At 44.9% G+C, this 23,386-nt stretch carries 28 protein-coding genes; 23 read left to right on the forward strand and 5 right to left on the reverse strand.

Annotation, left to right across the window (positions count from 1 at the left end):
• Positions 1-95: 95 nt before the first annotated feature.
• Positions 96-977: a DUF3102 domain-containing protein gene (locus A7K50_RS10790; RefSeq protein WP_119776163.1), complete on the reverse strand. Its 882-nt coding sequence runs from the start codon at positions 975-977 to the stop codon at positions 96-98.
• A gap of 181 nt (positions 978-1,158) precedes the next feature.
• Here A7K50_RS10790 and A7K50_RS10795 point away from each other — a divergent pair, with 181 nt between their 5' ends.
• The 14 genes from A7K50_RS10795 (at position 1,159) to A7K50_RS10860 (ending at position 11,446) form a co-directional block, all read left to right on the forward strand.
• On the forward strand, positions 1,159-1,857 hold the full coding sequence (locus tag A7K50_RS10795; RefSeq protein WP_119776164.1) for a DNA alkylation repair protein: 699 nt from the start codon (positions 1,159-1,161) through the stop codon (positions 1,855-1,857).
• Positions 1,858-2,100: 243 nt separating this feature from the next.
• The gene (locus tag A7K50_RS10800) at positions 2,101-2,562 is read left to right on the forward strand and encodes a response regulator (RefSeq protein ID WP_119776166.1); all 462 of its coding nucleotides are present in this window, start codon (positions 2,101-2,103) and stop codon (positions 2,560-2,562) included.
• Between the two features lie 95 nt (positions 2,563-2,657).
• Positions 2,658-3,230, forward strand: a complete 573-nt coding sequence (locus A7K50_RS10805) for a DoxX family protein (protein WP_119776168.1) — start codon at positions 2,658-2,660, stop codon at positions 3,228-3,230.
• A gap of 258 nt (positions 3,231-3,488) precedes the next feature.
• Positions 3,489-3,689 carry a histidine kinase dimerization/phospho-acceptor domain-containing protein gene (locus A7K50_RS10810; protein ID WP_243103734.1) on the forward strand — a complete coding sequence of 67 codons (201 nt, stop codon included), beginning with the start codon at positions 3,489-3,491 and terminating at the stop codon, positions 3,687-3,689.
• Between the two features lie 16 nt (positions 3,690-3,705).
• The gene (locus tag A7K50_RS10815) at positions 3,706-4,404 is read left to right on the forward strand and encodes a response regulator transcription factor (protein ID WP_119776171.1); all 699 of its coding nucleotides are present in this window, start codon (positions 3,706-3,708) and stop codon (positions 4,402-4,404) included.
• 253 nt (positions 4,405-4,657) lie between these two features.
• A complete protein-coding gene (locus A7K50_RS10820) occupies positions 4,658-7,393 on the forward strand; it encodes an MASE3 domain-containing protein (RefSeq protein WP_119776172.1) in 2,736 nt (911 codons plus the stop codon).
• A gap of 23 nt (positions 7,394-7,416) precedes the next feature.
• Entirely contained in the window at positions 7,417-7,695 is a 279-nt protein-coding gene (locus A7K50_RS10825; protein ID WP_119776174.1) for a hypothetical protein, read from the forward strand.
• Positions 7,692-7,901 carry a hypothetical protein gene (locus tag A7K50_RS10830; RefSeq protein ID WP_119776175.1) on the forward strand — a complete coding sequence of 70 codons (210 nt, stop codon included), beginning with the start codon at positions 7,692-7,694 and terminating at the stop codon, positions 7,899-7,901. Before A7K50_RS10825 ends, A7K50_RS10830 begins: the two co-directional genes overlap by 4 nt.
• 27 nt (positions 7,902-7,928) lie before the next feature.
• Positions 7,929-8,276, forward strand: coding sequence for a cupredoxin family copper-binding protein (locus A7K50_RS10835; RefSeq protein ID WP_119776177.1), 348 nt, complete (start codon positions 7,929-7,931; stop codon positions 8,274-8,276).
• A 63-nt stretch (positions 8,277-8,339) separates the two neighbouring features.
• Positions 8,340-8,810, forward strand: a complete 471-nt coding sequence (locus tag A7K50_RS10840) for a hypothetical protein (protein ID WP_243103723.1) — start codon at positions 8,340-8,342, stop codon at positions 8,808-8,810.
• Between the two features lie 53 nt (positions 8,811-8,863).
• Positions 8,864-10,672 carry an FAD-dependent oxidoreductase gene (locus tag A7K50_RS10845; protein ID WP_243103724.1) on the forward strand — a complete coding sequence of 603 codons (1,809 nt, stop codon included), beginning with the start codon at positions 8,864-8,866 and terminating at the stop codon, positions 10,670-10,672.
• A 40-nt stretch (positions 10,673-10,712) separates the two neighbouring features.
• Positions 10,713-11,042 carry a rubredoxin-like domain-containing protein gene (locus A7K50_RS10850; RefSeq protein ID WP_119776178.1) on the forward strand — a complete coding sequence of 110 codons (330 nt, stop codon included), beginning with the start codon at positions 10,713-10,715 and terminating at the stop codon, positions 11,040-11,042.
• Complete coding sequence (locus A7K50_RS10855) at positions 11,020-11,247, forward strand: hypothetical protein (protein ID WP_243103725.1); 228 nt, start codon at positions 11,020-11,022, stop codon at positions 11,245-11,247. Before A7K50_RS10850 ends, A7K50_RS10855 begins: the two co-directional genes overlap by 23 nt.
• 58 nt (positions 11,248-11,305) lie before the next feature.
• Complete coding sequence (locus A7K50_RS10860) at positions 11,306-11,446, forward strand: hypothetical protein (protein ID WP_243103726.1); 141 nt, start codon at positions 11,306-11,308, stop codon at positions 11,444-11,446.
• Between the two features lie 119 nt (positions 11,447-11,565).
• Here the strand turns inward: A7K50_RS10860 and A7K50_RS10865 are convergent, their stop codons facing one another.
• The gene (locus A7K50_RS10865) at positions 11,566-12,561 is read right to left on the reverse strand and encodes a spore photoproduct lyase family protein (protein ID WP_119776182.1); all 996 of its coding nucleotides are present in this window, start codon (positions 12,559-12,561) and stop codon (positions 11,566-11,568) included.
• Between the two features lie 379 nt (positions 12,562-12,940).
• Positions 12,941-13,462, reverse strand: coding sequence for a metal-dependent hydrolase (locus A7K50_RS10870; protein ID WP_119776183.1), 522 nt, complete (start codon positions 13,460-13,462; stop codon positions 12,941-12,943).
• A gap of 266 nt (positions 13,463-13,728) precedes the next feature.
• Here A7K50_RS10870 and A7K50_RS10875 point away from each other — a divergent pair, with 266 nt between their 5' ends.
• The 5 genes from A7K50_RS10875 to A7K50_RS10900 all read left to right on the forward strand — a co-directional run bounded on the left by A7K50_RS10875 (position 13,729) and on the right by A7K50_RS10900 (position 17,859).
• A complete protein-coding gene (locus A7K50_RS10875; protein ID WP_348980853.1) occupies positions 13,729-13,887 on the forward strand; it encodes a sigma factor in 159 nt (52 codons plus the stop codon).
• A 344-nt stretch (positions 13,888-14,231) separates the two neighbouring features.
• Entirely contained in the window at positions 14,232-15,425 is a 1,194-nt protein-coding gene (locus tag A7K50_RS10885) for a radical SAM protein (protein ID WP_119776185.1), read from the forward strand.
• Between the two features lie 130 nt (positions 15,426-15,555).
• Positions 15,556-15,972 carry a hypothetical protein gene (locus A7K50_RS10890; RefSeq protein WP_119776187.1) on the forward strand — a complete coding sequence of 139 codons (417 nt, stop codon included), beginning with the start codon at positions 15,556-15,558 and terminating at the stop codon, positions 15,970-15,972.
• Positions 15,973-16,005: 33 nt separating this feature from the next.
• Positions 16,006-16,554 carry a hypothetical protein gene (locus A7K50_RS10895; RefSeq protein ID WP_243103727.1) on the forward strand — a complete coding sequence of 183 codons (549 nt, stop codon included), beginning with the start codon at positions 16,006-16,008 and terminating at the stop codon, positions 16,552-16,554.
• Positions 16,555-16,566: 12 nt separating this feature from the next.
• Positions 16,567-17,859 (forward strand): GMC family oxidoreductase N-terminal domain-containing protein, encoded by a 1,293-nt coding sequence (locus A7K50_RS10900; protein ID WP_119776190.1) that lies wholly within the window; start codon positions 16,567-16,569, stop codon positions 17,857-17,859.
• 248 nt (positions 17,860-18,107) lie between these two features.
• Here the strand turns inward: A7K50_RS10900 and A7K50_RS10905 are convergent, their stop codons facing one another.
• Positions 18,108-18,440 carry a hypothetical protein gene (locus A7K50_RS10905; RefSeq protein ID WP_119776191.1) on the reverse strand — a complete coding sequence of 111 codons (333 nt, stop codon included), beginning with the start codon at positions 18,438-18,440 and terminating at the stop codon, positions 18,108-18,110.
• Positions 18,441-18,798: 358 nt separating this feature from the next.
• Between A7K50_RS10905 and A7K50_RS10910 the strand changes: the two genes are divergently transcribed.
• Positions 18,799-19,260 carry a GyrI-like domain-containing protein gene (locus A7K50_RS10910; protein ID WP_119776332.1) on the forward strand — a complete coding sequence of 154 codons (462 nt, stop codon included), beginning with the start codon at positions 18,799-18,801 and terminating at the stop codon, positions 19,258-19,260.
• Positions 19,261-19,470: 210 nt separating this feature from the next.
• Positions 19,471-21,342, forward strand: a complete 1,872-nt coding sequence (locus A7K50_RS10915; RefSeq protein ID WP_119776193.1) for a cell wall-binding repeat-containing protein — start codon at positions 19,471-19,473, stop codon at positions 21,340-21,342.
• 2 nt (positions 21,343-21,344) lie between these two features.
• Here A7K50_RS10915 and A7K50_RS10920 read toward each other — a convergent pair whose 3' ends face one another.
• Positions 21,345-22,463: an aldo/keto reductase gene (locus tag A7K50_RS10920; RefSeq protein ID WP_119776194.1), complete on the reverse strand. Its 1,119-nt coding sequence runs from the start codon at positions 22,461-22,463 to the stop codon at positions 21,345-21,347.
• Positions 22,464-22,747: 284 nt separating this feature from the next.
• On the opposite strand from A7K50_RS10920, the gene A7K50_RS10925 reads away from it, so the two are divergent.
• Together A7K50_RS10925 and A7K50_RS14495 are read left to right on the forward strand one after the other, a co-directional pair.
• Positions 22,748-23,047 carry a hypothetical protein gene (locus A7K50_RS10925; protein WP_119776196.1) on the forward strand — a complete coding sequence of 100 codons (300 nt, stop codon included), beginning with the start codon at positions 22,748-22,750 and terminating at the stop codon, positions 23,045-23,047.
• Positions 23,048-23,097: 50 nt separating this feature from the next.
• Entirely contained in the window at positions 23,098-23,220 is a 123-nt protein-coding gene (locus tag A7K50_RS14495) for a hypothetical protein (RefSeq protein ID WP_282432346.1), read from the forward strand.
• Positions 23,221-23,386 lie beyond the last annotated feature (166 nt).

Below are 23,386 nucleotides of genomic sequence, written 5' to 3' on the forward strand. Positions count from 1 at the left end.
CTTACCTCTTTTCCTGGTTTTCTGCTTGTCCGAAGAGCATGTCCTTTTTAGTATATGCCCATTGTTCTCTGGAGGTTCAGGAAAAGAGATTAATTTTATTCAGGATTTTCCGGGGCTTTCGGAGCTGTCATGGCCGTTTTCTCGATGCGCTTTAACTTGTTCATCGCTTTAGACATCAACTGATTGGCATGGGTGATATATAATTTGCAAGCATCCGGGTCCGCTGCGGCCATTTCTTTGATGGCGATAAAGAGTTCCTCGAATCCTTTGGCTATCAGCTCGAAGCGGGCGTCCGCCTGGGTCATGGAGAGGTTGAGTTTTAAGAGCCTGCTTTCGTATTCTATCTCGGCGATGCGCTTGGCCGCATCATTTTCATTTTCCAGGACGTCAAGCTTCCGCTGCAGCTTCAATACATTTCCCTGCTCGGCCCAGACGGCTTGCAGGTTATCTGTAGCTTCTTTTTTCGCCTGATCACGCTCATCGGATAATTTGGAGATTTTATCTTTTTGCTCAGCACAGACTTTCAGCAGGTCTTCGTCTTCTTTCCCGGCAAGCTCCTGGTTTCTCACAGATACGGCCTGTTGCAGCTGCCGGCTGCTCATGCTGCCTGCATCATTCTCAGCGATAAACTCATCCCGTTCCTCTACCGGGAGCCCAAGAAGGATGAGGGCCTGGGTGTAGGTTAGATTCGTCACCGGTGACGAATCTAACATTTCCTGATCTTCGGATGGGACAAGCAGTTTAGCCCCATATTCATCGAAGATTTGCATCATCCTATCTGCAGTTCTTTGAGAATAACTTACCGATTCCTCCAGCCATTTGCCCCACTCTCCATAGGGCAGCAGCGCTTTGGCTTCCTTTAGACGTTTTCCTACTTCGACGGCGCTGGTCAGCAGAATTTTATTGGTTTGTTGTTTAATCGTATTGATTTCAGCCGCTATCACAGGCGGCGTACGTTCTGTCAGTAAATCACGCATATTGATACCGCTCTTTCCTGTATTTTATTGGCATCATATGGGATAAGCCTGACAAGCGTGACAAAAAAATTGCAGTATCTTTTGCAAGCTTACACTTAGTAAAAGACAACCGTTTAATTTGGACCAGATAATATGATATATTAAAAATAAGAGGGTAATGAAGAAAGCAGGGTAAAACAATATGAGCGGTACAGAAGAAGAGATCCGGCGCCGGCTGTTTGAACTGCAGGATCTGAAATACAAAGAATTTGCATGCAAACTCATGCCGACGGTGAACCCGGAAACTGTGATCGGTGTTCGCACGCCGGCTCTGCGGAAGCTCGCCCGGGAGCTTGCCAAAACGCCGGAGGCTGCGGAGTTCCTCCAAATCCTGCCGCACGCGTATTATGAAGAAAATAACCTGCACGGTTTCCTGATTGAAACGATCAGGGATTATGAGGACACCACCCGTGCCATTGACGCGTTTCTGCCGTACATAGACAACTGGGCAACCTGCGACCTGATTTCACCGAAGATATTGAAAAAGCATCTGCCCGAGCTCTACGCAAAAATCAAAGTCTGGCTGGTATCCGGCCGGACCTATACGGTGCGCTTCGGGATCGGCATGCTGATGAGCTTCTATCTCGATGACGATTTCCGGCCGGAGACGCTGGAGCTTGTTGCAGGTATCCGGTCGGACGAATACTATGTTAACATGATGATCGCCTGGTATTTTGCCACGGCCTTGGCCAAACAGTACGAAGCGGCTTTGCCGTATATTCAGCAACAGTGTTTGGAGAAGTGGACGCACAACAAAGCTATCCAGAAAGCGATCGAGAGCTACCGGATTAGCGACGAAGCAAAGGCGCACCTGCGGACGCTGAAAATCCGATCTATCTGATCGGAGGAAATCTGCAAAAGAGAATAACGAATTCACAGTGGCATCATATTAACAAAATTTTACACATAACTATGTATTTTAACTTAAATATGGTATATGGAATTAATAGACAATTGATTGTAGGGATCGTAGCCTCTGTTCTAAAGAAAGCGTGGCTTTTATTCATCTCATTTATGATTTTGTTACCATTAGGTCTATATATGACAATGACTCCCAGAAACCACAAAGGGGGGATAGACGGAAATGGAGGTACTGGACTTGGCGGTGGAAGAAGATGATATAAAAAATGAAATCCGTGATTCCGAAATTAAGGTCGAAGAAAAGCCGTTAACGCTTCTCATTGTGGAGGACGATGAGATCATCCGGATTGTGATTGAAAAATTTTCCTTGCGCAAGGGCTGGAAAGTTGTTTTGGCAGAGGACGGGTATGCTGCCCTCGATGCTTATCAAATACAGGAATTTGATGTCATCGTGATGGATTGTCAGATGCCGGGATTAGATGGTTACCAGACAACGGAAGCAATCAGACAATTAGAGCGTCAGCGAGGCGCGCGCACACCCATTATCGCTATGACGGCTAATGCGTTAGAAGGGGTCAGGGAGACCTGTATTAACGCAGGAATGGATGATTATTTAACAAAGCCTGTCGAAACAAATACATTTTATGAAATGGTCGAGAGATGGGCAAAACATGATCACAAGTAAAAAGAATAACGTCTAAATAAAAGAAAAATGTCATAAAAATGATATTTTTTTTTGCTATCATGGCGTTGATACAAAGAAAGAAGGAGATGGAAAGAATGTCTACAGCAATGAAAAGTTATATTGATTCAGTAACAGCCGAAATGAAAAATGGGAAAGCAGCCTTTCTCGTCATTGTTTTTACCATCGCTAGACTTATCTATGGGTTTGGCTGGCTTACCTCTGGGCTTCACAAGTTAACATGGCTTTCTGATGGAAACATCCATTCGGCGGGGGTGATCACGAAGCTTGTTGCAAATATTGCCGGACCTGAAGTTACAAGGTTTGATCCGCTTTATATGAACAAAGCATTCGCCTGGATTGCCAACACTTTCTTCTTAGGTATGCCAGGAGTAACGGATACGCTCGTCGTTATATTTGAGATAACGATAGGTATCTCCATGATTCTTGGATTTAGAATTTTCTGGTTCGCCTTCATTGCCATGTTTATGAATACGCAATTCATGGCCAGTGGATCGTTTAACAACTTTGGTTATATCTGGACAAACTTAGCGATGCTGAAATTTTCAAAATATGCGGAGCTTATCGGAATCGATGGATTCTTAAGAGCTAGAAAGGGTATGAACTTATTACCAAATAGCGTTAACCACAAGCTGTTCAATAATGTATAGTACCTTGTAACCCCTAAAATTGTAATATATAAGATTTAGGGGTTACATGGTATTAATTAAATAAATGATCTGTAACTGTAATTAATCGGCCATGCAGAGCAAACGAATCATAAAGGTCAGACGTCTTCGGACGTTCTGGCCTTTATCATTTTTTCGCTGGAGGTACTGCCATTTGAGCAGGAAATGACGAGAAAACGTGGAATATGTTGAGATATATCTTAGGCGGGATAAGACGCTTTAAGGAGTGTGCTTCTTGTGATGGTCCTAGATAAGAGTCATGAAATCCGCACGTATATGACAAGAATCATGAGTATGACTGATTTGACACTGATGACGGAAGTCACGGATGAACAACGGGACTATTTGATGATCATAAAGTCATCGACAAAATCACTGCTGAAAGTATTCAATGAGATTGTGAATGAAGCAAAAATCCAGGCGGACAAAGCTATTGAGTGAGAAGGAGGTCGTCATCTTGAAAACAAAAATTCTGATTGCAGAAGATGACACCAGTATCCGGCAATTCTTGCATATCTTATTAAGCCGCGAAGGATATGATGTAAAGGTTGTTGGAGACGGTACGGAAGTCAGCGCGGAGTATCGGAATTACAAACCGGATCTGCTGTTGCTCGATATCATGATGCCCGGGATGGATGGATTTGAAGTCATCCGCAAAATACGGAAAGAAAGTAATCTGCCGATTATCATTTTAACGGCCAAGGAAGATCATGCAGATAAGATTTCCGGACTTATTTTAGGATGTGATGACTATATCACCAAGCCGTTTGACAGTACGGAGCTTATCTTACGTATTAAAGCGGTATTGCGCCGGGTTAAAGAACATGGGCGATTGGAAAACATTCGAGATATCGTGGAACTTCCTGGCCTGACGATTAATAATACCAGCCGCACAACCATGGTAAGAAGCCAGGAGATTGATCTGACCCCCAAGGAATATGCGCTTCTCTGGTTACTTGCCAACCGTCCTGATCAGGTCTTTACGAAAGACTTGATCCTTAACCAAATTTGGGAAACTGACTATTTTGGAAGTGATTCAGTCGTTGCCTCGCTGGTAAAACGTCTGCGGGAAAAGATTGAACCGGATGCTGCCAATCCCTATTACATCAAAACGGTACACGGAGTCGGATACAAACTGGGAGTGAAGCCCCTGTAAAGAATCAGCTCTTTTAATTTTTTTAATTAGATACTGGTAGACATAGATCCTAAATAAAATAGAAATGTCATAATAATGACATTTTTTTTTGTTAGTATATCAGAAAGTATAAATCATCCATAAAAGAACATTTATTGGAGAAAGAAGGATTAATATCTATCATCATCTAATAAAGGACATTATAATTAAATTATTGTTCGGAGCACCGTCCAAAAATATAGCGGAACCGAACCCTTCACCGAGGAAGTGTTTTATGGAAAATGCGAAAGAAAATCCGCTGAATTATATGATTGGCGCGATGATGATCGTCGTTGGACTGTTTTTTATCAGAAGGTTCAATTACTTACTGTTTCATTCTTTAGTGGAATTATTCAGCATTGCCATCGCCGGGACCCTTTTTCTGATCATGTGGAATTCCAAAAAATTTATGGAAAACAAAGTGCTGGTGTTTATTAGCATCGGCTACCTTTTCGTTGCCATGATCGATCTTTTGCATACGCTTTCGTATCAGGGGATGTCTATTTTTAAGGATTACGACTTCTATGCCAATCAGTTATGGATTGCGGCGCGATATATGGAAAGCCTGACCTTGCTGGTCGCATTCGCTTGGCCTGAAAGGGTTAACCAAATGATACACAGGGTCGGGACCCGGGGAATCATCGTCATCTATTTCCTTATAACAGCGGTCCTTTTGGCCTCTATCTTTGTATGGAAAATCTTCCCGGTCTGTTTTATTGCCAACCAAGGACAAACAGAATTTAAGATCATCAGCGAATACATCGTTTGTTCTATTTTAATAACCGGTATTTTGTTGCTTTGGAAGAACAGAAAAAATTTCGATGAGAAGACTTATAAATTGTTGATAGCCGCGATGGTCTTCACGATCTTTCAGGAACTGTCTTTTACTCTCTATAGTGATAACTTTGGCATCCTGAATATGGTCGGACATTACTTTAAAATCATCTCCTTCTACCTCATGTACCGTGCCATCGTTAAGACCGGGATTGAAGACCCCTATAATTCAATCTTCCGTGAACTGACCATTAATGAAATCAAGCTTAAAGACGCCAAAAATGCGGCTGAAGCAGCCAACAACATGAAAAGCCGTTTCTTAGCAAATATGTCCCATGAAATCCGCACACCGCTCAACTCAATCATAGGGTTTACAAATATCCTGTATGAGGAGGAGAAGGCCGCTGAGAAACGGGAAAAACTTGAAATCATCAAAAATGCCGGCAGCCATCTTCTGAACCTGATCAATAATATTCTCGAGTTCTCTAAGATCGAAGCCGGTATGATCCAAATAGAACAAAAAAGGTTTTCCATACGCAAACTGCTGGAAAACCTGAAAAAAATGTTTATGATTCAATCGCAGGAACGCCGCCTATTCTGGGAAGTGTATATGGATTCTTCTGTTCCTGAAATCATCGTAGGTGATGAACACCGGATCATGCAAGTCTTGGTCAATTTGACGGGGAACGCATTCAAATTCACCGAGTTTGGCGGCGTGAGTATCCGGGTTACCTACCGGAACGGGCAGCTGGAAATCATCGTTAAAGATACCGGCATCGGAATTCCAGAGGATAAACAAATCGTAATCTTCTCCGCTTTTGAGCAGGCCGATACTTCTTATGCAAGAAAATATGGGGGAACCGGCTTGGGACTGTCCATCACGCAAAACCTGCTGGACGTGATGGGCGGAAGCATTCGGTATGAAAGCACCGGTACGGGTTCTGAATTTATTGTATCCCTGCCGGCTGAAGCCGGGGAAATAGAATTACAGGATTATATCGAACCGGTCTTAGCGGGAACTGAACCGAATAGCACTGAGCGGATTATATTCCTGATTGTGGACAGCAGCAAACCGATTGATATGGAAGTTGTTCAAGACATCGTGAAACGAGGTTCCTGCGATGGGGTTGCAATAAAGGTACTTCCTTTCGATGCTAAAACAAAAGACAGCATGATGATCGGTAGGGCCGACATTGTCTTACTGTATGAAAATACCGGAAGCAGCACAATGAAGCTGTTGGCTGATGATTTGAAACAGGATTTTCGGACAGCATTCGTCCCAGTCATCCGCCTGAAGAAATGCAGGTCGGATCGAATCAGCTTTCAGGCGGACGCCAATGCCCTGAAATACGGAAAGCCCAATCAAGAAGACGACTTCTATTCGTTTATCCGTCAAGTCATGCAAGGCAGGGAGGCCTTCGGTACAGCCATGGTGGAAAGATGGCTTAACAAAGCAGAAGAGGAGATGGGAACTCCTGAGATGCTGCTGGAGTGCCTGAACCGTATCGTGATAAGAATAGAGGCCCTGGAGAATGCCCTTGTTGAGCAAGTGATCGAAAAAGCCCAGTCTCTGACGCATTCTCTAAAAGGAAGCGCTGGGACACTGCAAATGACGGAGGTCTATCTGAAATCCGCTGAAATAGAGGCGGAACTAAGAAAAAAACCACCCGATATGGAGAAGGTCAGGAAGAGATTCTCCGAGGTGAAGGAAATATTGGGATTGATTCCGAAAGCGTATTTTGATATGAAAAAGCTCCATCTAGAAAAACAGAAGCAGGCCTTAGGGAAATTACGAATCCTGGTGGTAGACGATAACGTGGAGAATCGGAAACTGATTGCTTATTTTCTTAACCGGATGAATCTCAATTATCAGGAAGCCGAAAACGGAGAGGCTGCACTGAAGTTGTTACATGAAGAAAGTTTTCATGTCGTGCTGTTAGATTCTCAGATGCCGGTGATGGATGGGATGACGATACTTAAATTGATCCGAGAGGATCCGGCGCTGAAAGGCATTCACGTCATTATGCAAACGGCCACGACTTTCCGGGAAGATATCCGGGAGTTTTTCCGCGCAGGATGTGATGACTATATTTCTAAGCCCATAAATTTCGGGACTCTTCAGGGCAAACTCGAGAAGTTCATCACCTGGCACGAATCAAAGAAGATGCGTACAACTACGTCCAAGGACTTTCTATGAAGACCATGTGATATGAGGACCTTGTGAAAATAATAGAGGCTAAATGGAAGAAAAATGTCATAATAATGACATTTTTTTTTGTTATCATTCTTAATATCCATAAAAGTTTGTTGAGAAATGAGGGCGAAAATATGCAAATACTTTATTCATTCAACAATGAAAAGGAAGTAAAGATCATTAGAGCGATCATAAAAGGATTATATGGTAAAGATAACATGCAGCGCTTGGAAGGTAATGATGAACTAGCCATCAGCAATAGCCGAAAGTATGAAGATAGCAAGGCTGGAAGTGTAAAAGCATGATGATACCGATAATCATGGGAAAACCGCTCCATCTCTGGCTGGGTTTGCTATTATTCTTACTGATCGTTTTTCAGATTCTTGTTGCGAGAAGAATCGTCCCTATTCCTTTTCGATGGCACCGGATCATGGGATACGTCATTCTTCTGCTAGCAATGATCCATGGTTCTATGGCAATAGGGCTCTATTGGGGAATATTTAGATTGTAAAAGTTTATGAAAATGGAGGGTTTGTTTATGAAAAAGATGCTTCTGTATATCAGCATCCTGTTGGCGATACTGACCATAATCCTTACAGGGTGCAGTCCTGCTAAGAGCGGGCAGCCGTCTGCCCAAGCGCCTGAGAAGAATTCGGTACTTATTGAGAATAATCAATTCCAACCAGCCGAGATAACCATACAAAAGGGTGAAACCATTATTTGGATTAATAAGGATGCAATGGATCATACGGCTACAGGTAAGTCTTTCGACAGCGGACGCTTGAAACAGGGCCAATCGTATCAACAAACCTTCAGTGATACAGGTACATTTGATTATATCTGTACCTATCACCCATACATGAAGGGGAAGATTATCGTCAACTAAAAAGTAAGGATGTAGAAATCGGCAGGGTAATCACAGTTGGATTAATAGATAGGGGTGAAAATCATGTTTCGTTTAAGAAAATGGATTCAAGAACAAGTTCTCATCATCTTAATTCTTATCCTAATCTTGATTTGCCCTGGCCCTGTTCATACGTCAGCTGAAGTTTTTTCTGCAGATGATAAAGTGCCAATTTATAAGATACCTATTCCGGAAAAAATGCAGCGTGATATTTGGAAACAGTGTGAGAAAAACAATTTATCGTATGAGTTAGTTTTAGCGATTTTCCAAGTAGATGGAATTAATGATGCGCAACCTCAGGACATTAATAGCGCAATTCAAGAGCTGATTGATGATCGTAACTATTGGACCGGGCAAGGATATCCTGATGAGATGGTCTTTGATCTCATCATACTATCCAGACAAACAGGAATTGAAAGCAGCAAAATTCTCCTCAATGACAGCGGCTCTTATGAAAATGATGCTTATGTTCAAAAAGTAACTGCATATAAATATGATCTCGACCAGTTACAATAACAACAAAAACCTTTTCCATTCAACAGTACATAAGAGAAAGAAGGATTGAAACTATGAAAAAATGGATTTGTACTGTCTGTGGATACGTCCATGAGGGGGCTGAACCACCAGAAAAATGTCCCATGTGCGGTGCGCCAAAGGAGAAATTTCAATTACTTGCTGATCCTGGTCAAGATGCTCATGGCTTGAATAGCCCTCCGTCCACAAGATCGTCTACCTTTGATGATGAAGCAGATATTCTTATCGTGGGAAGCGGTGCGGCTGCATTTTCGGCAGCAATCACTGCAAGAAAGCAGGGAGCCAGTGTTATCATGCTGGAAAAAGCGTCTTCCATCGGTGGAACGACCATTCGATCGGGGGGCGGTTATTGGACACCAAACAATCGGTTTCAACGTGAACGGGGGATTGAAGATAAAAAAGAGGATGCCCTTCGCTATATGTCACGATATTCCTATCCCCATCTGTACAACCCAAAGGATTTCAGGTTGGGGATTCCGCAGAACGCGTATGAACTGATCGAAGCAATGTACGACAGAGCGTCGGAGACAGTAGAGTTTCTAGCTGAATGCGGTGCCCTGAGCAGCATTCAGGAAATCAACTGGAAAGGGAAACCCCAGGTGGATTATATGGATCATCTTCCGGAAAACAAAGGAGTCCGGGGACGCGTTTTGTACGCAAAAAATCCCCAAGGGATGCAGAGTTACGGCTTTGAACTGATCAGACAACTGGAGGATTGGGCGAAAGCAAATGGGATAAAGATCATGACGGATCATCAGGTTATCCATATCCTGCAGAACGATCGGAAAGAAGTGGTCGGGCTGGAAGTCGTCAGGGGAGGAAAAGAAATCATCAGGTTCAGAGCGCGCAGGGCAGCTATTTTTGGCAGCGGAGGTTATTCCCACAACTCGGAATTAATGCTTCATTTCCAGCGGGGGCCTCACTTTGGGGGCTGCTCCGCACCGACGAATACCGGCGACTTCATTACGATGTCAGTGGAAATCGGCGCAAAGATCGGTAATATGGCCGGTGCTTTCCGAGCAGAAAGTATACTGGAAAATGCCCTTGCCTATCCTGGAGGTTCGAATAACGTATTTTATATTCCCGGTGACAGTGTCATTGAAGTCAACCGTTATGGTAAACGCATCATGGATGAAAAAAGAAATTATACGGATCGAGCCATGACCCACTTCGTTTGGGACCCTCAGCGTGCGGAATGGACAAACATGCTGGTGTTTATGATTTATGACCAGAGGACGGCTGAATTATGGCAGGGATTTCCGCCGTACCCGCTTCAAAGCAATGCGCTTCCCTCCTATATCATTTCAGGGGCTACGCTGGAGGAGCTCACGCGATCATTATCTCAGCGGTTGTCGGTATTAGCCGAACATACCGGAGGCTTTGGGCTGGCCCCTGATTTTCTGGAAAACTTAAAAAATACGGTGACCCGTTTTAACGAATTTGCCAAAAACGGCAGAGATGAGGATTTTCATCGGGGAGATTACACGTATGACAGGGAATGGACAACATTTCCGCCGACGGTTCCCGGCGCCCCTTGGCCTCCGGAAGGAAGCCGGAATTATTGTATGTATCCGCTAAGTGATCATGGGCCGTACTATGCGGTTATCCTTGGAGCGGGGACACTGGATACCAATGGCGGACCCGTCATTGACCGTCGTGCCCAAGTCCTGGATGTTCGTGGGAATCCGATTCCAGGTCTTTATGGCGCGGGAAACTGCATTGCTTCGCCGACAGCCAATGCCTATTGGGGGGCGGGAAGCACCATCGGCCCCGCAATGACTTTCGGTCATATTGCAGGGATACATGCGGCGGCCGAACCGATTAAAACAGTTCAGGAAACATAAAGAAGATAAAACAAAAAATAAAAAATAGGAGGAAATAACAATGTTATGGAAATGTTCTGTTTGTGGTTATGTTCATGAGGGAAGCGCGGCCCCCGATTTTTGTCCGAAATGTGGGGCGCCAAAGGAAAAATTCAACCTCTTATCTGAAGAAGATGCCAAAAAGATCCTGGATTCAGACCGGACCAATGACATCCACATGGAAATCATCAAATTAGCGATGAGAATAAAAGATTTAGCCAAAGAAGGCATTGAGATCAATCTTGACCCGCCATGCGTTGCTTTGTTTAAACAAGCTCATGACGAGGCCTGGGTCATCAAACAAAGAAGCAAAGCAGAAATCGCAGGCCATGTTGGACGAGGTAAGTGGTAAGTTTGAAGCGATCCAGCTTTATAGGCAGCTTGCGGAATCAATAGATCATCAACTGGCCATCGAAGTGTTGAAGGATATCGTGAATGAAGAATGTGTACATGCCGGGGAATTTCTGAGATTACGGAAAGAGCTGGTGCCTGATGAAGAAAGATACTGCCTGGAAGGCACCCAAGAAGTGGAAGAGGAGATCAAAAAGAAGCCTTGATGGGAATTGATTAAATGCGCCTTTCCAGGCGCATTTTTTAATATGAGGGGGTTGATGTATGGAGTCCAGAGTGGAGATAACCGGAATCATTGCCTCTTTCTTCGCAAAACTCGATTATAACATTGTATCTTCAACCATAAACGGTGATACGGCAACCGTGCAGCGGAGATCACCAATACGGATTTTGCGGCCGTCTTAGATGCTTACCTCGATGCGGTCATAGAATTGGCGATTGAACAGGGATTATTGCAATAAAGAAAAAATCAAACATAATGATTAAACCGGATCTGTAATTCCCCCTCATCCAGCTTGTTGCGATTAGACCACATACAGGATCGGAACATCTTTAAGTTTTTGCGCAAGCTGTTCTGTTAAGAATTGCTCTGCTTCCCCCCGCACTTCAGGACGGTAACAGTATTTTCCTCTGCCGCGCCCGGTCATCAGGGATTTATCGTATAATTCCAGCGCATTCGGAAAGGCCTCGGTGTTGATGGCGTGATGCACATAACTGTAGGTCATAAAAATGATTTCAATAAACAAGTGCTTTTTGGTATTCTCGGAGAGCTTGTCAGCCAATTCATCGATCAGCTGACCATAGAGCGCCTTCCAGTTGTCCACAAGGACGACGGGGGCAATCAGTATCCCCACTTTGTATCCGGCGTCACCCATCTGGTTAAGCGCTGCGATCCGTGTTTGCAATGAGGAGGTTCCGAACTCGACTTTTTGGATGATCTCCTGGGGGTTCATACTCATGCGTATCAGGATACGGCCCCGATGATTTAAGGGGAGCAAAGGGCCAATATGATCAAATTTGGTTGGAAAGGTCAAAAAGCTTTTTTCGCTCAGACTGAAGCACTCGATCGTCCATTCCAGGTTGCCGGTGACGGTATTTTCCAACACCAGATCACTGTTACTGCCGATTTCGAAGACAAGGTCTTTATCCGAATTCCGTGCCGTTTTAAGCAGCTTTTCCATCATTTGCTCCCGGTTGACGAAGAGCCGGAGATAGGAACATTTGTTGTAATTGCAGACCAGATAGCAGTAAAGACACATGGCGCTGCAGCCGGAGGACGTATACGGAACCAGGTAATCGGAGACTTTGTGATTAGGGGTATAGGTTAACGATTTTCGGACGCCGATGATAAGATGCCGCTTCATCCTAGCGAATTCACGGTTTTCATTTTGCCGCAATGACTCAATGTTATTGTGGTTTTCTATCGGAATCCAGGGGATTTGTGCAAATTGATCCTTTAATTTTTTCCCCAGTTTATAATCAAGGACTGCCGGTTCATAGAAGATTTTATCCGGGACCATAGTCTCACCCCTTTTTGTCTTGAATTCGTATGTTCCAATTAGTATGTTCCAAAGGGCAGAATCTATTTCGTAATAATTTACGCCCGTCGACATTGCCGATTCAAATAATACGCCCGTAATTGAAGACGTTGTTGATAAAGTTATGGATTTCCAATCGGTGGAACCTTAAAATAAGATAGACGCCTAAGTAAAACTTGCTTAACTAATTAATGGTAACATAATTTTCCATATAATTGAGGATATTCGTTTTCACGTTCAGTTCTGGGAGTCCGATCAAGAGCAGTCTCGAGGAAGCTTTAGAAGCCTTGGCTCCCGGATGTTAATGTTTTTTTTGCTTTTGTTATAGCGTTTTGTTTTTAATGTCGTAGGTTGAAGATGCTTATAGTACCCCGTTTTTAAGGAAGACCTTAACTCTATGGTGTACAATCAGTTTTCGGAGGAAATACAGGATGATTGATAGCCCTGTAATCTCCGGTACATAAGATGCCGGATCAGTCATTAGGCTGGTCCAATCTGCTTGAATCCATGACGCTTCGGTTGACGCATAAAATTTCAGGCCATGAAGCGGCCAATAAAATGTCTGAGGAATCACCCACATGGCGTCAAAGATGTCATGGCAAAGACAGCTTCCGGCCAGCACCAGCCAGCCATTCTTTCGGTACCGCTGCCAACGGTAGTATCCGATCCCCAATAAGAGAAACAGAAACAATACGGTGTGTGCAAATACCCTGCCGGTATGAAAGGTTTCTGCAAACAAAAAGCGGCCGATCGGTTTATCAATCAAATCGGGCAAAATGGACCCGACAAAGACGACTCTATAATCAATTTGAATGTTTCCTAAGGATTTTTCAGCTGCTTTGGCAGCTAACCCTGTCAATCCCAAATGTCCAAAGAAAATCATAGCTGATACCTTACCATTTAAAATATCCTTAAGGTCGGTCTGCTTGATCGGACAAACCGTAAGGACTATATTCTAACACAAAATGAAAGTAATTCATAAAAAATTTTGGACCAATAAGCGAGACAGGCCATATGATGTATAGTGCCATAAAGCTCCTCTTAATATAAAAGAAGAAACCTGGTGTGGGCGGCCAGGTTTTTTCTCCATAGAATATTTGAAGAATATAAGATACAATTTATAAGAGCTGAATAAGCTGATATGCCAAAATTTCCGGTTTCACCGGAAGCATCCCCACAGCCGAAGATCTTGCTCAGGAAGTATTTCTCCGCTTATACAACTTGGATTGGACCCAAATCCATCATCCGGATGCCTGGCTTACGAAATGCAGTTTTTATGCCGCCTGCAATTATAATCTGTTCCGGTAAACACACTCCTTGCCGGCAGCAGTGCAACGCCTTTTGATCCCACCTCCGTCTTCTATGGCAGTGGCTCGCCGAGCGCCCTGATGCTCGTTTACTGCGCCGTATATGTACTTCTGATTTTGCTGCTGGGAGTCCGGACATTTGCCCGCAGGGACATATAAGGTAGGCTACACCATTTGTGGCCCATATAAATAAAAAATCCACACCTATCAAGGCGTGGATTTACCATCTCCTCACTGGTCACCGTATCGCCATTATAAATTACAGGCAGGTCAAGGCATGGTGATGTAAGTATAATTATGATAAACTATCAAGTAGAAATATATGGAATGTAAGGGGAGCCGGCCATGTCCGAATTCAAGAATAAGATTGCCTTAGCCAGATCGCTATGGGCAAACAAGCAAATTATCAGGGTCAAACCTTCAATCAATTGGTTCCTGGTGAAATACATGGGGAAGTTCCGTTTGCTGAATGTTGGCGGGCAGCTGGTCCTTCATTCCCATTTGCCCCCGATAAACAGCAAAGCCTTTACCCGCTTTATCAACGAGCACCTTCTGGCAAGGACGGAGGGGCCCTCCCATGCTCAAATCAGCCTGACCGATGCTTGTCCTCAACATTGTGCCTATTGTTACAATAAGAACCGAAGCGGGGAACTTCTCAATACGGCAGAAATCAAGCAGCTTATTCAGGATCTAAAGAAAATGGGTGTTTTCTGGTTGGGCTTTACCGGCGGGGAACCGCTTCTGAACAAAGATCTCGTGGAGATCGTCCAAAGCGCCGGAGATGATTGCGCCATTAAGCTGTTTACCACAGGCATGGGCATTACCCAAGAGCTGGCGGCGGAGCTGAAGCGGGCGGGCCTTTGCTATGTCTCAATCAGCCTGGACCATTGGCAGGAGGAAGAACATGACCGGATCAGAGGATGCCATGGGGCTTTCCGGGCGGCGCTTCAGGCGATCGAAATATTTAAAAGCACAGGTGTCCATGTCGGTGTATCGACGGTCATCTCCAGGGAGATGCTTCAGAAAAATCAGGTCGAGAAATTTTTAGCGTTCCTGATCAGCCTTGGGATTGATGAAGCCTGGCTGAGTGAAACCAAACCCACGGTGGAGGCCTTTTGGCATGAGACTGCAATCCTTACTGAAGAAGAACGTTTGAGCCTTGTGCACTTGCAGGATAAATACAATCAAGAGCGAAAAATCACGGTCAATTATCTTGGGCATTTTGAAGGGGGAGAGCATTTCGGCTGTAATGCAGGCCATAAAATGGTCTATATCGATGCCTTTGGCGAGGTAAGCCCGTGTGTATTTACGCCGATAACCTTCGGCAATGTTCGGGATAAATCGGCGCAAGCCGTTTTTTCGGAGATGAAAGCGCATTTTCCGTCGGAAAGCAGCTGCTTTATGAACAAAAACTATGCGTTGCTGAAAAAATATGCTAAAGGGCAATCGCCCCTTAGCAAAGAAGATACGCTGGAGATGATGAAGGAAGTCCGGTTCAGTCCGTTGTCCGAATTTTTCCGGCTCTATAATAAGGGGTAAGGCTATCGGAATGTAGCCGTGGGAATGAAATGATTGGAATGAAGCTATAGGGATGAAGTTATCGGGATGAAATCATCGGAGGAAGAGGCGGGAATGAAGTAATGGCGATAGGGTTATGGGGGTATAGGTTATGAGCTTGTATAAACGGTTCAGCTTGTTTGCAGCAGGAATATTTGCCGTGGTAGGCCTGATTTTTTTGTTTTTTCCTAATGCGGCCCTGGTATTCTTTAACCATATTTCCGCTTATTTTGGATTGCCTGAAACTCCGTTGCAAGGCGCTGGGTTTTATCTGATACTGGCGGCTGCTTACATGTACCTTGTTACTTTGCTTGCAATCCTGATGTACCGAAACCCGGCGCAGCACAGCTATCCGTTTTTATTGGCCCATGCCAAACTGGCATCTTCTATCCTTTCTCTGTTTCTATTTTTCATTTACCGGCCCTACCTTATTTTTTTGGCCAACTTCGTTATTGACGGGTTGATTGGTTTAGCGGCACTGTATTTTTACCTGAAAATAAGGAAAACCGGGCTTAGCGGCAATGCTTAGCACTTTTGGCAAAGACTGAATAACAGGGAGTCAATGATGCTTCTGAAAATCATCCAACGCTGCCTGCCTGAATGGATCAAGAGGAAAAAACTGAAGGAATTGTTCCGCTTAACGGCGGATGCTTTCCAAAGTGAGCCGCCGGAGCTAAAGGGGCTTTCTTCGGCTGCGCTTCTCCAGCAATACGCTTTATTTACCAAGGAACAAGCAGAAAATGTCTTACAGGGCGGACGCCCCGTTGAACAAGTCAAACAGCGGCTGTACCAAAATGCTGATCGATTCGGACAGAACTTGAGAAAGACCCTGCATATCCGAACCTGGGAAGAGGCTGTTACGGCATTGAAGGTAATTTATCAGTTGATCGACATTGATTTTCAATGGGACCGGCAGGGAGAAATCGTGATCCAGCAGTGCTATTTCAGCCGTTATTATTCCGGGGAAGTCTGCAAACTGATTTCCGCGCTGGATGAAGGGCTGGCCGCAGGGCTTTCAGGCGGCGGCAGGCTGTGTTTCCAGCACAGGATCACGGAAGGCAATGAATGCTGTCAAGGATATTTTCAAAGGGAACTTCAGGTAAAAAAGTAAGGATGGTTCAACATGAAAAGGGTAATCGTCGTCGGCAGCGGTGCGGGAGGGGCTGCCGCGGCCAAGAAACTGCAGGGGAAGTTTCAGGTGACAGTCCTGGAGGCAGGCCGGGAATTCAAGCCGTTTTCTATTAATTTATCTGTCCTGGAAAAGCTAAGAAAAACCGGACTGTTCTTTGATGAGAGGGAAATACAACTGCTGTTTCCGTCGATGAGCGTCAAGAAAACCCCGGACAGCATGGTGATGGTCAGCGGGAAGGGCTTAGGCGGGACGACCACGCTTTCGGCAGGAAATGCGCTGCGTATGGACAAAGGGCTTAAGGACCTTGGCATTGATCTAAACGATGAATTTGAGGAGCTTTACCGGGAAATCCCTGTCACCGATGACCATTGGCCCAAATGGCAGAATTCCACAAAAAGGCTGTTTAAGATATGCACGGAAATGGACCTGAAGCCTGCGCCTCTGCCCAAGCTGGGCAATTATCAGCGCTGTACCGGCTGTGGGAGATGTGTCCTGGGCTGCCCGTATCATGTCAAATGGGACAGCCGTCAATTTCTGAACGCTGCACAGGATTTGGGTGCGAAGCTCATCACAGGCTGCCAGGTAGTAAAGCTTGTTATGGAAAAGGGTCTCGTAAAAGGGGTTCAGGCCCAAAAAGACTTCAACACCGTATTTTATCCGGCAGATCTTGTGATCCTGGCGGCAGGCGGATTTTCAACCCCCGTCATTCTTCAGAATTCGGGGATCGAATGCGAAAACAGGCTGTTTGTTGATCCGGTTCTTTGCGTGGCTGCCCGGCAAAAGGGCAGCCTTCAGAACAAAGAGCTTTCGATGCCCTTTGCCGTACAGAGGGAGCATGCTATTTTATCCCCTTATTTTGATTATCTGAGCTTTTTCTTTCATCCTAGCTGGCGGTACCCCGCTCAGGATATTGTATCTCTGATGATTAAGCTGGCGGATTCAAGCGCTGGAACGGTTGATCACAAAAACATCAGAAAAAAGCTGAGCGATATAGATCAGGAAAGATTGCGGGAGGAAGTCCGGCTTTGCACCGAGATCCTTCGCAGGTATGGGATAAAAAAAGACGATATTTTCCTGGGAACGGTCAATGCCGGACACCCCGGCGGCATGCTGCCGCTTACCGCAAACGAAGCCGTGACCTTCCACAGCCCCAAGCTGCCTGAAAATCTGTATGTCGCTGATGCAACGCTGTTCCCTGAGTCTTTGGGGAATCCGCCGATTTTAACAATCATGGCGATGGCGAAGAGGGTCAGTAAAATCATCATTGACAAAAATGGCCTGTAAAACAGGCCATTTTTATATCCATTATGGACGCCGATATCGTAATGGAAACAGGTAGATTTGCCAAATTCGCTGATTTCTTTTTCGACGGGATGAATTTTCTAACGCAGCCGAAGGTGGATGATGAAGCCAGGAGAGGATGGCAGTCAATCATTTGACAAAAAAGAAAATAAGTGCTCAAGCGATCAGTATTGAGGTGAATGGAGAAGGAAAGGGCAAGAATAATCAATTGGCAGCAGGGTATCTATCCTCTACTGAAGAGCTTTTTCCTTGATGCTGTGATATTCTTTGATTCTTTGCTTGAGCTCTTCAACCGTTATGCCTTTTTTTTCAGCGATTTCCTTAAGTTTCGCTTCATCCATTTTTCCGTGGCCTTTGCAGCATTTACCTTCCATCATCCGCTTTTTCAGTTCTTCGACCGTAATACCTTTTTTCTGGGCGATTTCTTTGAGCTTTGTCTCCAGTTGGACTTTAGCTTCTGCCTTAGAAATTCCCTTTTCTTGCGATATTCTGTCGATCATTTTGTCATAGCAGGATGGGGATTGTACGTTCGGGCTATTCTGCTCCGTAGCAGCAATTACCACGAAAGACAATGACAAAGTAAAAATTAAAGCAACGGTTAGGGATAATGCAATTAACTTTGTTTTGTTAATTATAAGCCCTCCTTTATTTTTACTTGCCCTTTCCAGTCTTTATTTTAAGCAGCTTAGAAGGAATCATACTTCTAAATGAAAAAAGATGGATGAAAAAACATTTAATTTTAACCTAAAATTATTGCACTCAATCTATTGATGGTATAAAATACCAATAAAACATACGTTCTAAGAAGAGCAAAAAAAGGTTATTAATGGAACAATCATTCGGAGGTCCCTGGTATTTAATTGCTTACTGCTGCAAACGGGAAGGAATGGAACAAAAATGTTTGAAAGGGAGAAAAGTGTCATGTTTCAAATTGAATTTTCGGAGCGTAAAGCTCAGCCTGCTCTGGTGGTCAGGACGAAAACGGCCGTGGCCGAACTGCCGAAAGTGATCGGCGAAAGCTATGGGAAGATCATGGGATATCTGAATGAACTGGGTGTCCAGCCGATCGATGCTCCATATACCGCCTACTACAACCTGGATATGGAGAACTTGGATGTAGAAATGGGGTTCCCCGTTGCTAAGCTTTTCCCGGATAAGGAGGACATTCATGCTCGGGAGATTCCAGCCGGCAGATTTGCCAGCTGCATTTACAAAGGACCCTATAGCGGGATGCAGCAGCCTTATAACGAAATGTTCCGCTGGATCGAAGAAAACGGCTGCAAACCGGCAGGCGAGTATTACGAATACTACTATAATGCCCCCAGCGATGTTCCGGAGAGTGAACTTCTGACCAAAATTGTAATGCCGGTTATTCAAAAATAAAATCCTGGATTCGCAAAACCTCCTTACAATTTTTGTTTGGAGGTTTTACATCTATTTACATGAGAGGAAAACATATCAACTGGTAGTGAAAGGAATGAATATAGTACAATTCTCTTATGGAAACATCATGATTTGGCAAGAAATAAAACAAAAGAGGAAAGCAGATTGTACATAAAATTATTACGGTACCTTCGATCCGGTGGATTGCTTATGCTTTGTTTTCTTTTTTTCACCGGATGGATGACAAGCGCAGCAAATGCAGATACGACTCAAATCGATCGAATCTATGGTTCAGACCGTTATGCGACAGCGGCAGCCATTTCCCAGAGAGGATGGGAATCGTCCGAGTATGCTGTCTTGGCCCGCGGTGATGACTTTGCAGACGCCCTCTGCGCGGGACCACTGGCGGCGAAGTATCATGCTCCGATCCTGCTGACGGAGTCTGAATCCCTGAATGTTGATGCACGGAGTGAGATTCAACGGCTTGGTGTCAAGCGTGTATTTATTACAGGCGGGACTTCCAGCATCTCTGCGGAGATTGAGACAACGCTGCGTGAAGCCGGGGTGATCGAGATTGTTCGTCTCGCCGGTAATGACCGCTATGAAACATCAGTAAAAATTGCCGAAGCGTTAAACAGCAACAAGATGATTCTGGCGACAGGGCAGAATTATCCGGATGCACTCTCCATTGCGGTGGTGGCAGCACAAGCGGAAATACCGATCTTACTCGCCGGTAAAGACAAGCTGCCGCAAAGCGTCAAGGAATATGTGCAAAAACAGACCATTCAGCAAGCCTATATTGTTGGAGGTACAGGCGTAATCAGCGAGGGGGTAGCCCAACAAGTGCCGGGAGCTTTCCGGTTAGCCGGGTCTGACCGTTATGCCACCAATGCAGCGGTTTTAGAGCACTTTTCCGGCCAATTAGACCTTGCCCGCTTGTTTGTTGCGGTGGGTGAGGGGCCCAAAGGGACAGAGTTCGCCGATGCTTTGACTGGTGCTGTACTGGCTGCTAAATCATCATCCCCGCTTATTCTCGTCCGTGACACCCTGCCGGAGGTCACGCAAAAATATCTCAAAGGGAAGATCACACCTTTGACGGTTGTGACGGGACTTGGCGGAGAGAATGCGGTTAAATCTTCGGTCCTGCAGCGGATCATTAATTTAGCCAATACCAACGATGGCAAACTTTCAGTATCTCCGGCGAGTACAATCGTGGGAGCCACTAAGAATATATACCTGGTCTATCTTCCTGGGGAGGACATGAACAACGGAACCGTGGAGTTCTTCCTTCCGGATAGGTACTTGGCGATAGCCGGACAGGATAAAATCACGATAAACGGAATCTTAAATTCATTAACCTCTGAACAGATTTCCGATGCTGGACAAAGGGTCAAGATATCGGGGCTGAACGTTACGACCGGTCAAAAAATAATCCTGACGCTTAATGACAAAAGCGTTCAGGACGTTGGCAACTACACTTTTAAGGTGGTTGCGGATGCAGATGGCTCAGGAATTCTCAGACCAAGCTCAGGAAGTCTCACGGAGTCAAGAACGCTTCCGGTCCGTTTCCCGAGTCTTAAAGTGGGGATACAGCTGCTCTCTTACAACCGGCCGGCCACGCCTTTATCCCCCAAAGGATTTGTGATTCATTCCACAGCGGACCCTGGGGCCACCGCGCAGAGAATAGTTCAATATTTTAATTACCCTAACCGTTATTCCTCTACCCATTATGTTGCGGATTGGACTGAAACCGTGCAAATGATCCCGGAAGACGAAGTGGCCTGGCATGCTGCCCAAACAGCCAACCAAAGGTACCTTTCCGTAGAAATGTGTGAACCGGAGGGAAATCAGCCCGAGCAGTTTAAAAAGGTCTGGGATCAGACCGTCCTTTTGGTTGCAGATGCCTGTATCCGGTATGGTTGGGACCCTCAAAAGGATATCTTCAGCCATATGGATATCTCTTATGCCTATCGGGAAACAGATCATATTGACCCCATCCCGTTCCTGAAAAAATATAACAAGACCTGGCAGGATTTGTTGAATGCAATTCAAGCAAAGATGGTTGAACTGCAAACGAATTAATCCTATGCCAAGAGAGTTTCAGCATCCTTTAACGTATCAATAATATGGATCTGCTGAGGACAGACGTCTTCACAGTTGCCGCAGGCAATACACGCGGAAGGCTTTGTGCTGCCCAGCATCAAGGCAATTTGATAAGCCCTTTTCGCACCTTGTAAATCACCAAAGATCATATTCCGGTTCATGGCATCTAAAAAAACCGGTATGTGAATTTGCTGCGGGCATCCTTTGACACAATACGCACACGCGGTACAAGGGATAGAGGGAATCGCATGGAGAGCCTCTCGTGCCCGTACGATCACGGCCGTTTCTTCGGGACTTAAAGGCCGGAAATCCTCCATATAGGAAAGATTGTCTTTCATCTGCTGGGTGGTAGACATCCCGCTGAGGACAGTGATGACCTTGTCCAAAGAAGCGGCAAAGCGAATGGCCCAAGAGGCTAAAGAAGCTTTCGGATCGGCTTCTTCAAGTATTTTCCGGACACTGCCGGCCGGGTTGGCCAGTGCGCCGCCCTTGACAGGCTCCATGACAATGATCGGTTTGCTATGCTTAAGTGCCACCTCATAACATTGGCGCGACTGGACGGATTCGTTCTCCCAATCGGCATAGTTGATCTGGAGTTGAACAAATTCTGTCTCCGGGTGTTCAGTCAGGATGCGATCGAGTAAATCAGCCTTGTCATGGTAGGAAAAACCGATATGACGGGCAAATCCCTTTTCTTTTAGCTCCAGCATATAATCCCAAATACCGAAGTCGTCAAAGACTTTCTTGCGGCTTTCACTCACATTATGCATCAGATAGTAATCAAAATATCCGGCTCCTGTGCGCCTAAGTGAAGTATGGAGCATCTCTTTGGCCTCTGCGGCAGTGGAGACTGCCCAGGCCGGAAGCTTAGTAGCAAGCTGAAAGCTCTCACGGGGATAGCGGTCAACAAGGGCTGTTTTTATGGCCGCTTCCGACTTTCCGTTGATGTAGCCGTACGCCGTATCAAAGTAAGTGAAACCCTTGGCCATGAATAGATCAACCATTTCTTTGGTCTGCGCAATATCAATTTCTTTTTCGATCATCGGAAGCCTCATCAGACCAAAACCAAGCTTCCGTATATTTTTGCCTAAGTAGTCCATGATTTATCTCCTGCCACTGTTCACGTGCAATAAAAATTTTCAATAAATAGAGAATAAAGTAGATTTGCCATTCCGTCAAGCATACGGCAGGGGAGGTATGTATAGCTCTAAGTCAGGCTCTCTGCTGTCTGGGAGTATTGTCTGGGAGTATTGGATGATTGATTTTAATATTGTTCTATATTGAATCTTATTTTGCTTCTGCTAGAAATATCTTATAATGGTATTGACCTGATTAAGGAAATACTGGCGGAATAAAAATAAGTAATTGCTGTAAGGAGGCCTATATGAAAAAGAAATATATCATCTTCATGATTATGGCAATCTTAATTTCCTTCACATTGACAGGATGTATACCGGGAGATGGCACGTATACATCTGAAAGACCGGCAGGGTTTTTATGGGGCGTTTGGCATGGGTGGATTGCGCCCATTTCACTGATTGTCGGGTTATTTAAGGACAATATCAGCATCTATGAGACTGTAAATACAGGCTGGTGGTATGATCTTGGCTTCTATATTGCTGTGATCAGCGGCTTCGGTGGGGTGTCCTTATCCCGAAAGAAAAAGAAAGAGAAAAAGGAATAATGGCCTTGACTTTCCCCCGTAGTGGAGGGTTTATACTGCTTGCAGGGAGTATGAACTACAACATTGAAATGAAAGAATTTGAGGAAATGACAGTCGCCGCGATCCGTTATAAAGGCAGGTACAGCGACGTCGGGAAGTACATTGGGACCATTTATAAGGGAGATTTATCATAAAGGTCCCGGAATGATTTTCAGGGGGAACCCCAATAAGTATGTTACGGAAATTGTCATGCCGATTGAACAGGAAGGTAGAGATAGCTGAATTTACGCATCAAATTGTAAGTAGCAAACGAATATTTAGCTAGGCTATAATTTTTTAGGCACCGAAATTTCGGTGCCT

Source organism: Dehalobacter sp. MCB1 (assembly GCF_003590275.1).
In the GTDB taxonomy this organism is placed as follows: Bacteria; Bacillota; Desulfitobacteriia; order Desulfitobacteriales; family Syntrophobotulaceae; genus Dehalobacter.

Bases quoted from the DNA above. Each gene is read 5' to 3' on its own strand.
- A7K50_RS10890 (WP_119776187.1), top strand. From the start codon at position 15,556: ATGAGCTTGTATAAACGGTTCAGCTTGTTTGCAGCAGGAATATTTGCC.
- A7K50_RS10885 (WP_119776185.1), top strand. From the start codon at position 14,232: ATGTCCGAATTCAAGAATAAGATTGCCTTAGCCAGATCGCTATGGGCA.
- A7K50_RS10790 (WP_119776163.1), bottom strand. From the start codon at position 977: ATGCGTGATTTACTGACAGAACGTACGCCGCCTGTGATAGCGGCTGAA.
- A7K50_RS10850 (WP_119776178.1), top strand. From the start codon at position 10,713: ATGTTATGGAAATGTTCTGTTTGTGGTTATGTTCATGAGGGAAGCGCG.
- A7K50_RS10810 (WP_243103734.1), top strand. From the start codon at position 3,489: ATGGTCCTAGATAAGAGTCATGAAATCCGCACGTATATGACAAGAATC.
- A7K50_RS10900 (WP_119776190.1), top strand. From the start codon at position 16,567: ATGAAAAGGGTAATCGTCGTCGGCAGCGGTGCGGGAGGGGCTGCCGCG.
- A7K50_RS10860 (WP_243103726.1), top strand. From the start codon at position 11,306: ATGGAGTCCAGAGTGGAGATAACCGGAATCATTGCCTCTTTCTTCGCA.
- A7K50_RS10915 (WP_119776193.1), top strand. From the start codon at position 19,471: ATGCTTTGTTTTCTTTTTTTCACCGGATGGATGACAAGCGCAGCAAAT.
- A7K50_RS10870 (WP_119776183.1), bottom strand. From the start codon at position 13,462: ATGATTTTCTTTGGACATTTGGGATTGACAGGGTTAGCTGCCAAAGCA.
- A7K50_RS10855 (WP_243103725.1), top strand. From the start codon at position 11,020: ATGTTGGACGAGGTAAGTGGTAAGTTTGAAGCGATCCAGCTTTATAGG.
- A7K50_RS10830 (WP_119776175.1), top strand. From the start codon at position 7,692: ATGATGATACCGATAATCATGGGAAAACCGCTCCATCTCTGGCTGGGT.
- A7K50_RS10840 (WP_243103723.1), top strand. From the start codon at position 8,340: ATGTTTCGTTTAAGAAAATGGATTCAAGAACAAGTTCTCATCATCTTA.
- A7K50_RS10845 (WP_243103724.1), top strand. From the start codon at position 8,864: ATGAAAAAATGGATTTGTACTGTCTGTGGATACGTCCATGAGGGGGCT.
- A7K50_RS10925 (WP_119776196.1), top strand. From the start codon at position 22,748: ATGAAAAAGAAATATATCATCTTCATGATTATGGCAATCTTAATTTCC.
- A7K50_RS10805 (WP_119776168.1), top strand. From the start codon at position 2,658: ATGTCTACAGCAATGAAAAGTTATATTGATTCAGTAACAGCCGAAATG.
- A7K50_RS14495 (WP_282432346.1), top strand. From the start codon at position 23,098: ATGAACTACAACATTGAAATGAAAGAATTTGAGGAAATGACAGTCGCC.
- A7K50_RS10920 (WP_119776194.1), bottom strand. From the start codon at position 22,463: ATGGACTACTTAGGCAAAAATATACGGAAGCTTGGTTTTGGTCTGATG.
- A7K50_RS10910 (WP_119776332.1), top strand. From the start codon at position 18,799: ATGTTTCAAATTGAATTTTCGGAGCGTAAAGCTCAGCCTGCTCTGGTG.
- A7K50_RS10865 (WP_119776182.1), bottom strand. From the start codon at position 12,561: ATGGTCCCGGATAAAATCTTCTATGAACCGGCAGTCCTTGATTATAAA.
- A7K50_RS10795 (WP_119776164.1), top strand. From the start codon at position 1,159: ATGAGCGGTACAGAAGAAGAGATCCGGCGCCGGCTGTTTGAACTGCAG.
- A7K50_RS10835 (WP_119776177.1), top strand. From the start codon at position 7,929: ATGAAAAAGATGCTTCTGTATATCAGCATCCTGTTGGCGATACTGACC.
- A7K50_RS10820 (WP_119776172.1), top strand. From the start codon at position 4,658: ATGGAAAATGCGAAAGAAAATCCGCTGAATTATATGATTGGCGCGATG.
- A7K50_RS10895 (WP_243103727.1), top strand. From the start codon at position 16,006: ATGATGCTTCTGAAAATCATCCAACGCTGCCTGCCTGAATGGATCAAG.
- A7K50_RS10800 (WP_119776166.1), top strand. From the start codon at position 2,101: ATGGAGGTACTGGACTTGGCGGTGGAAGAAGATGATATAAAAAATGAA.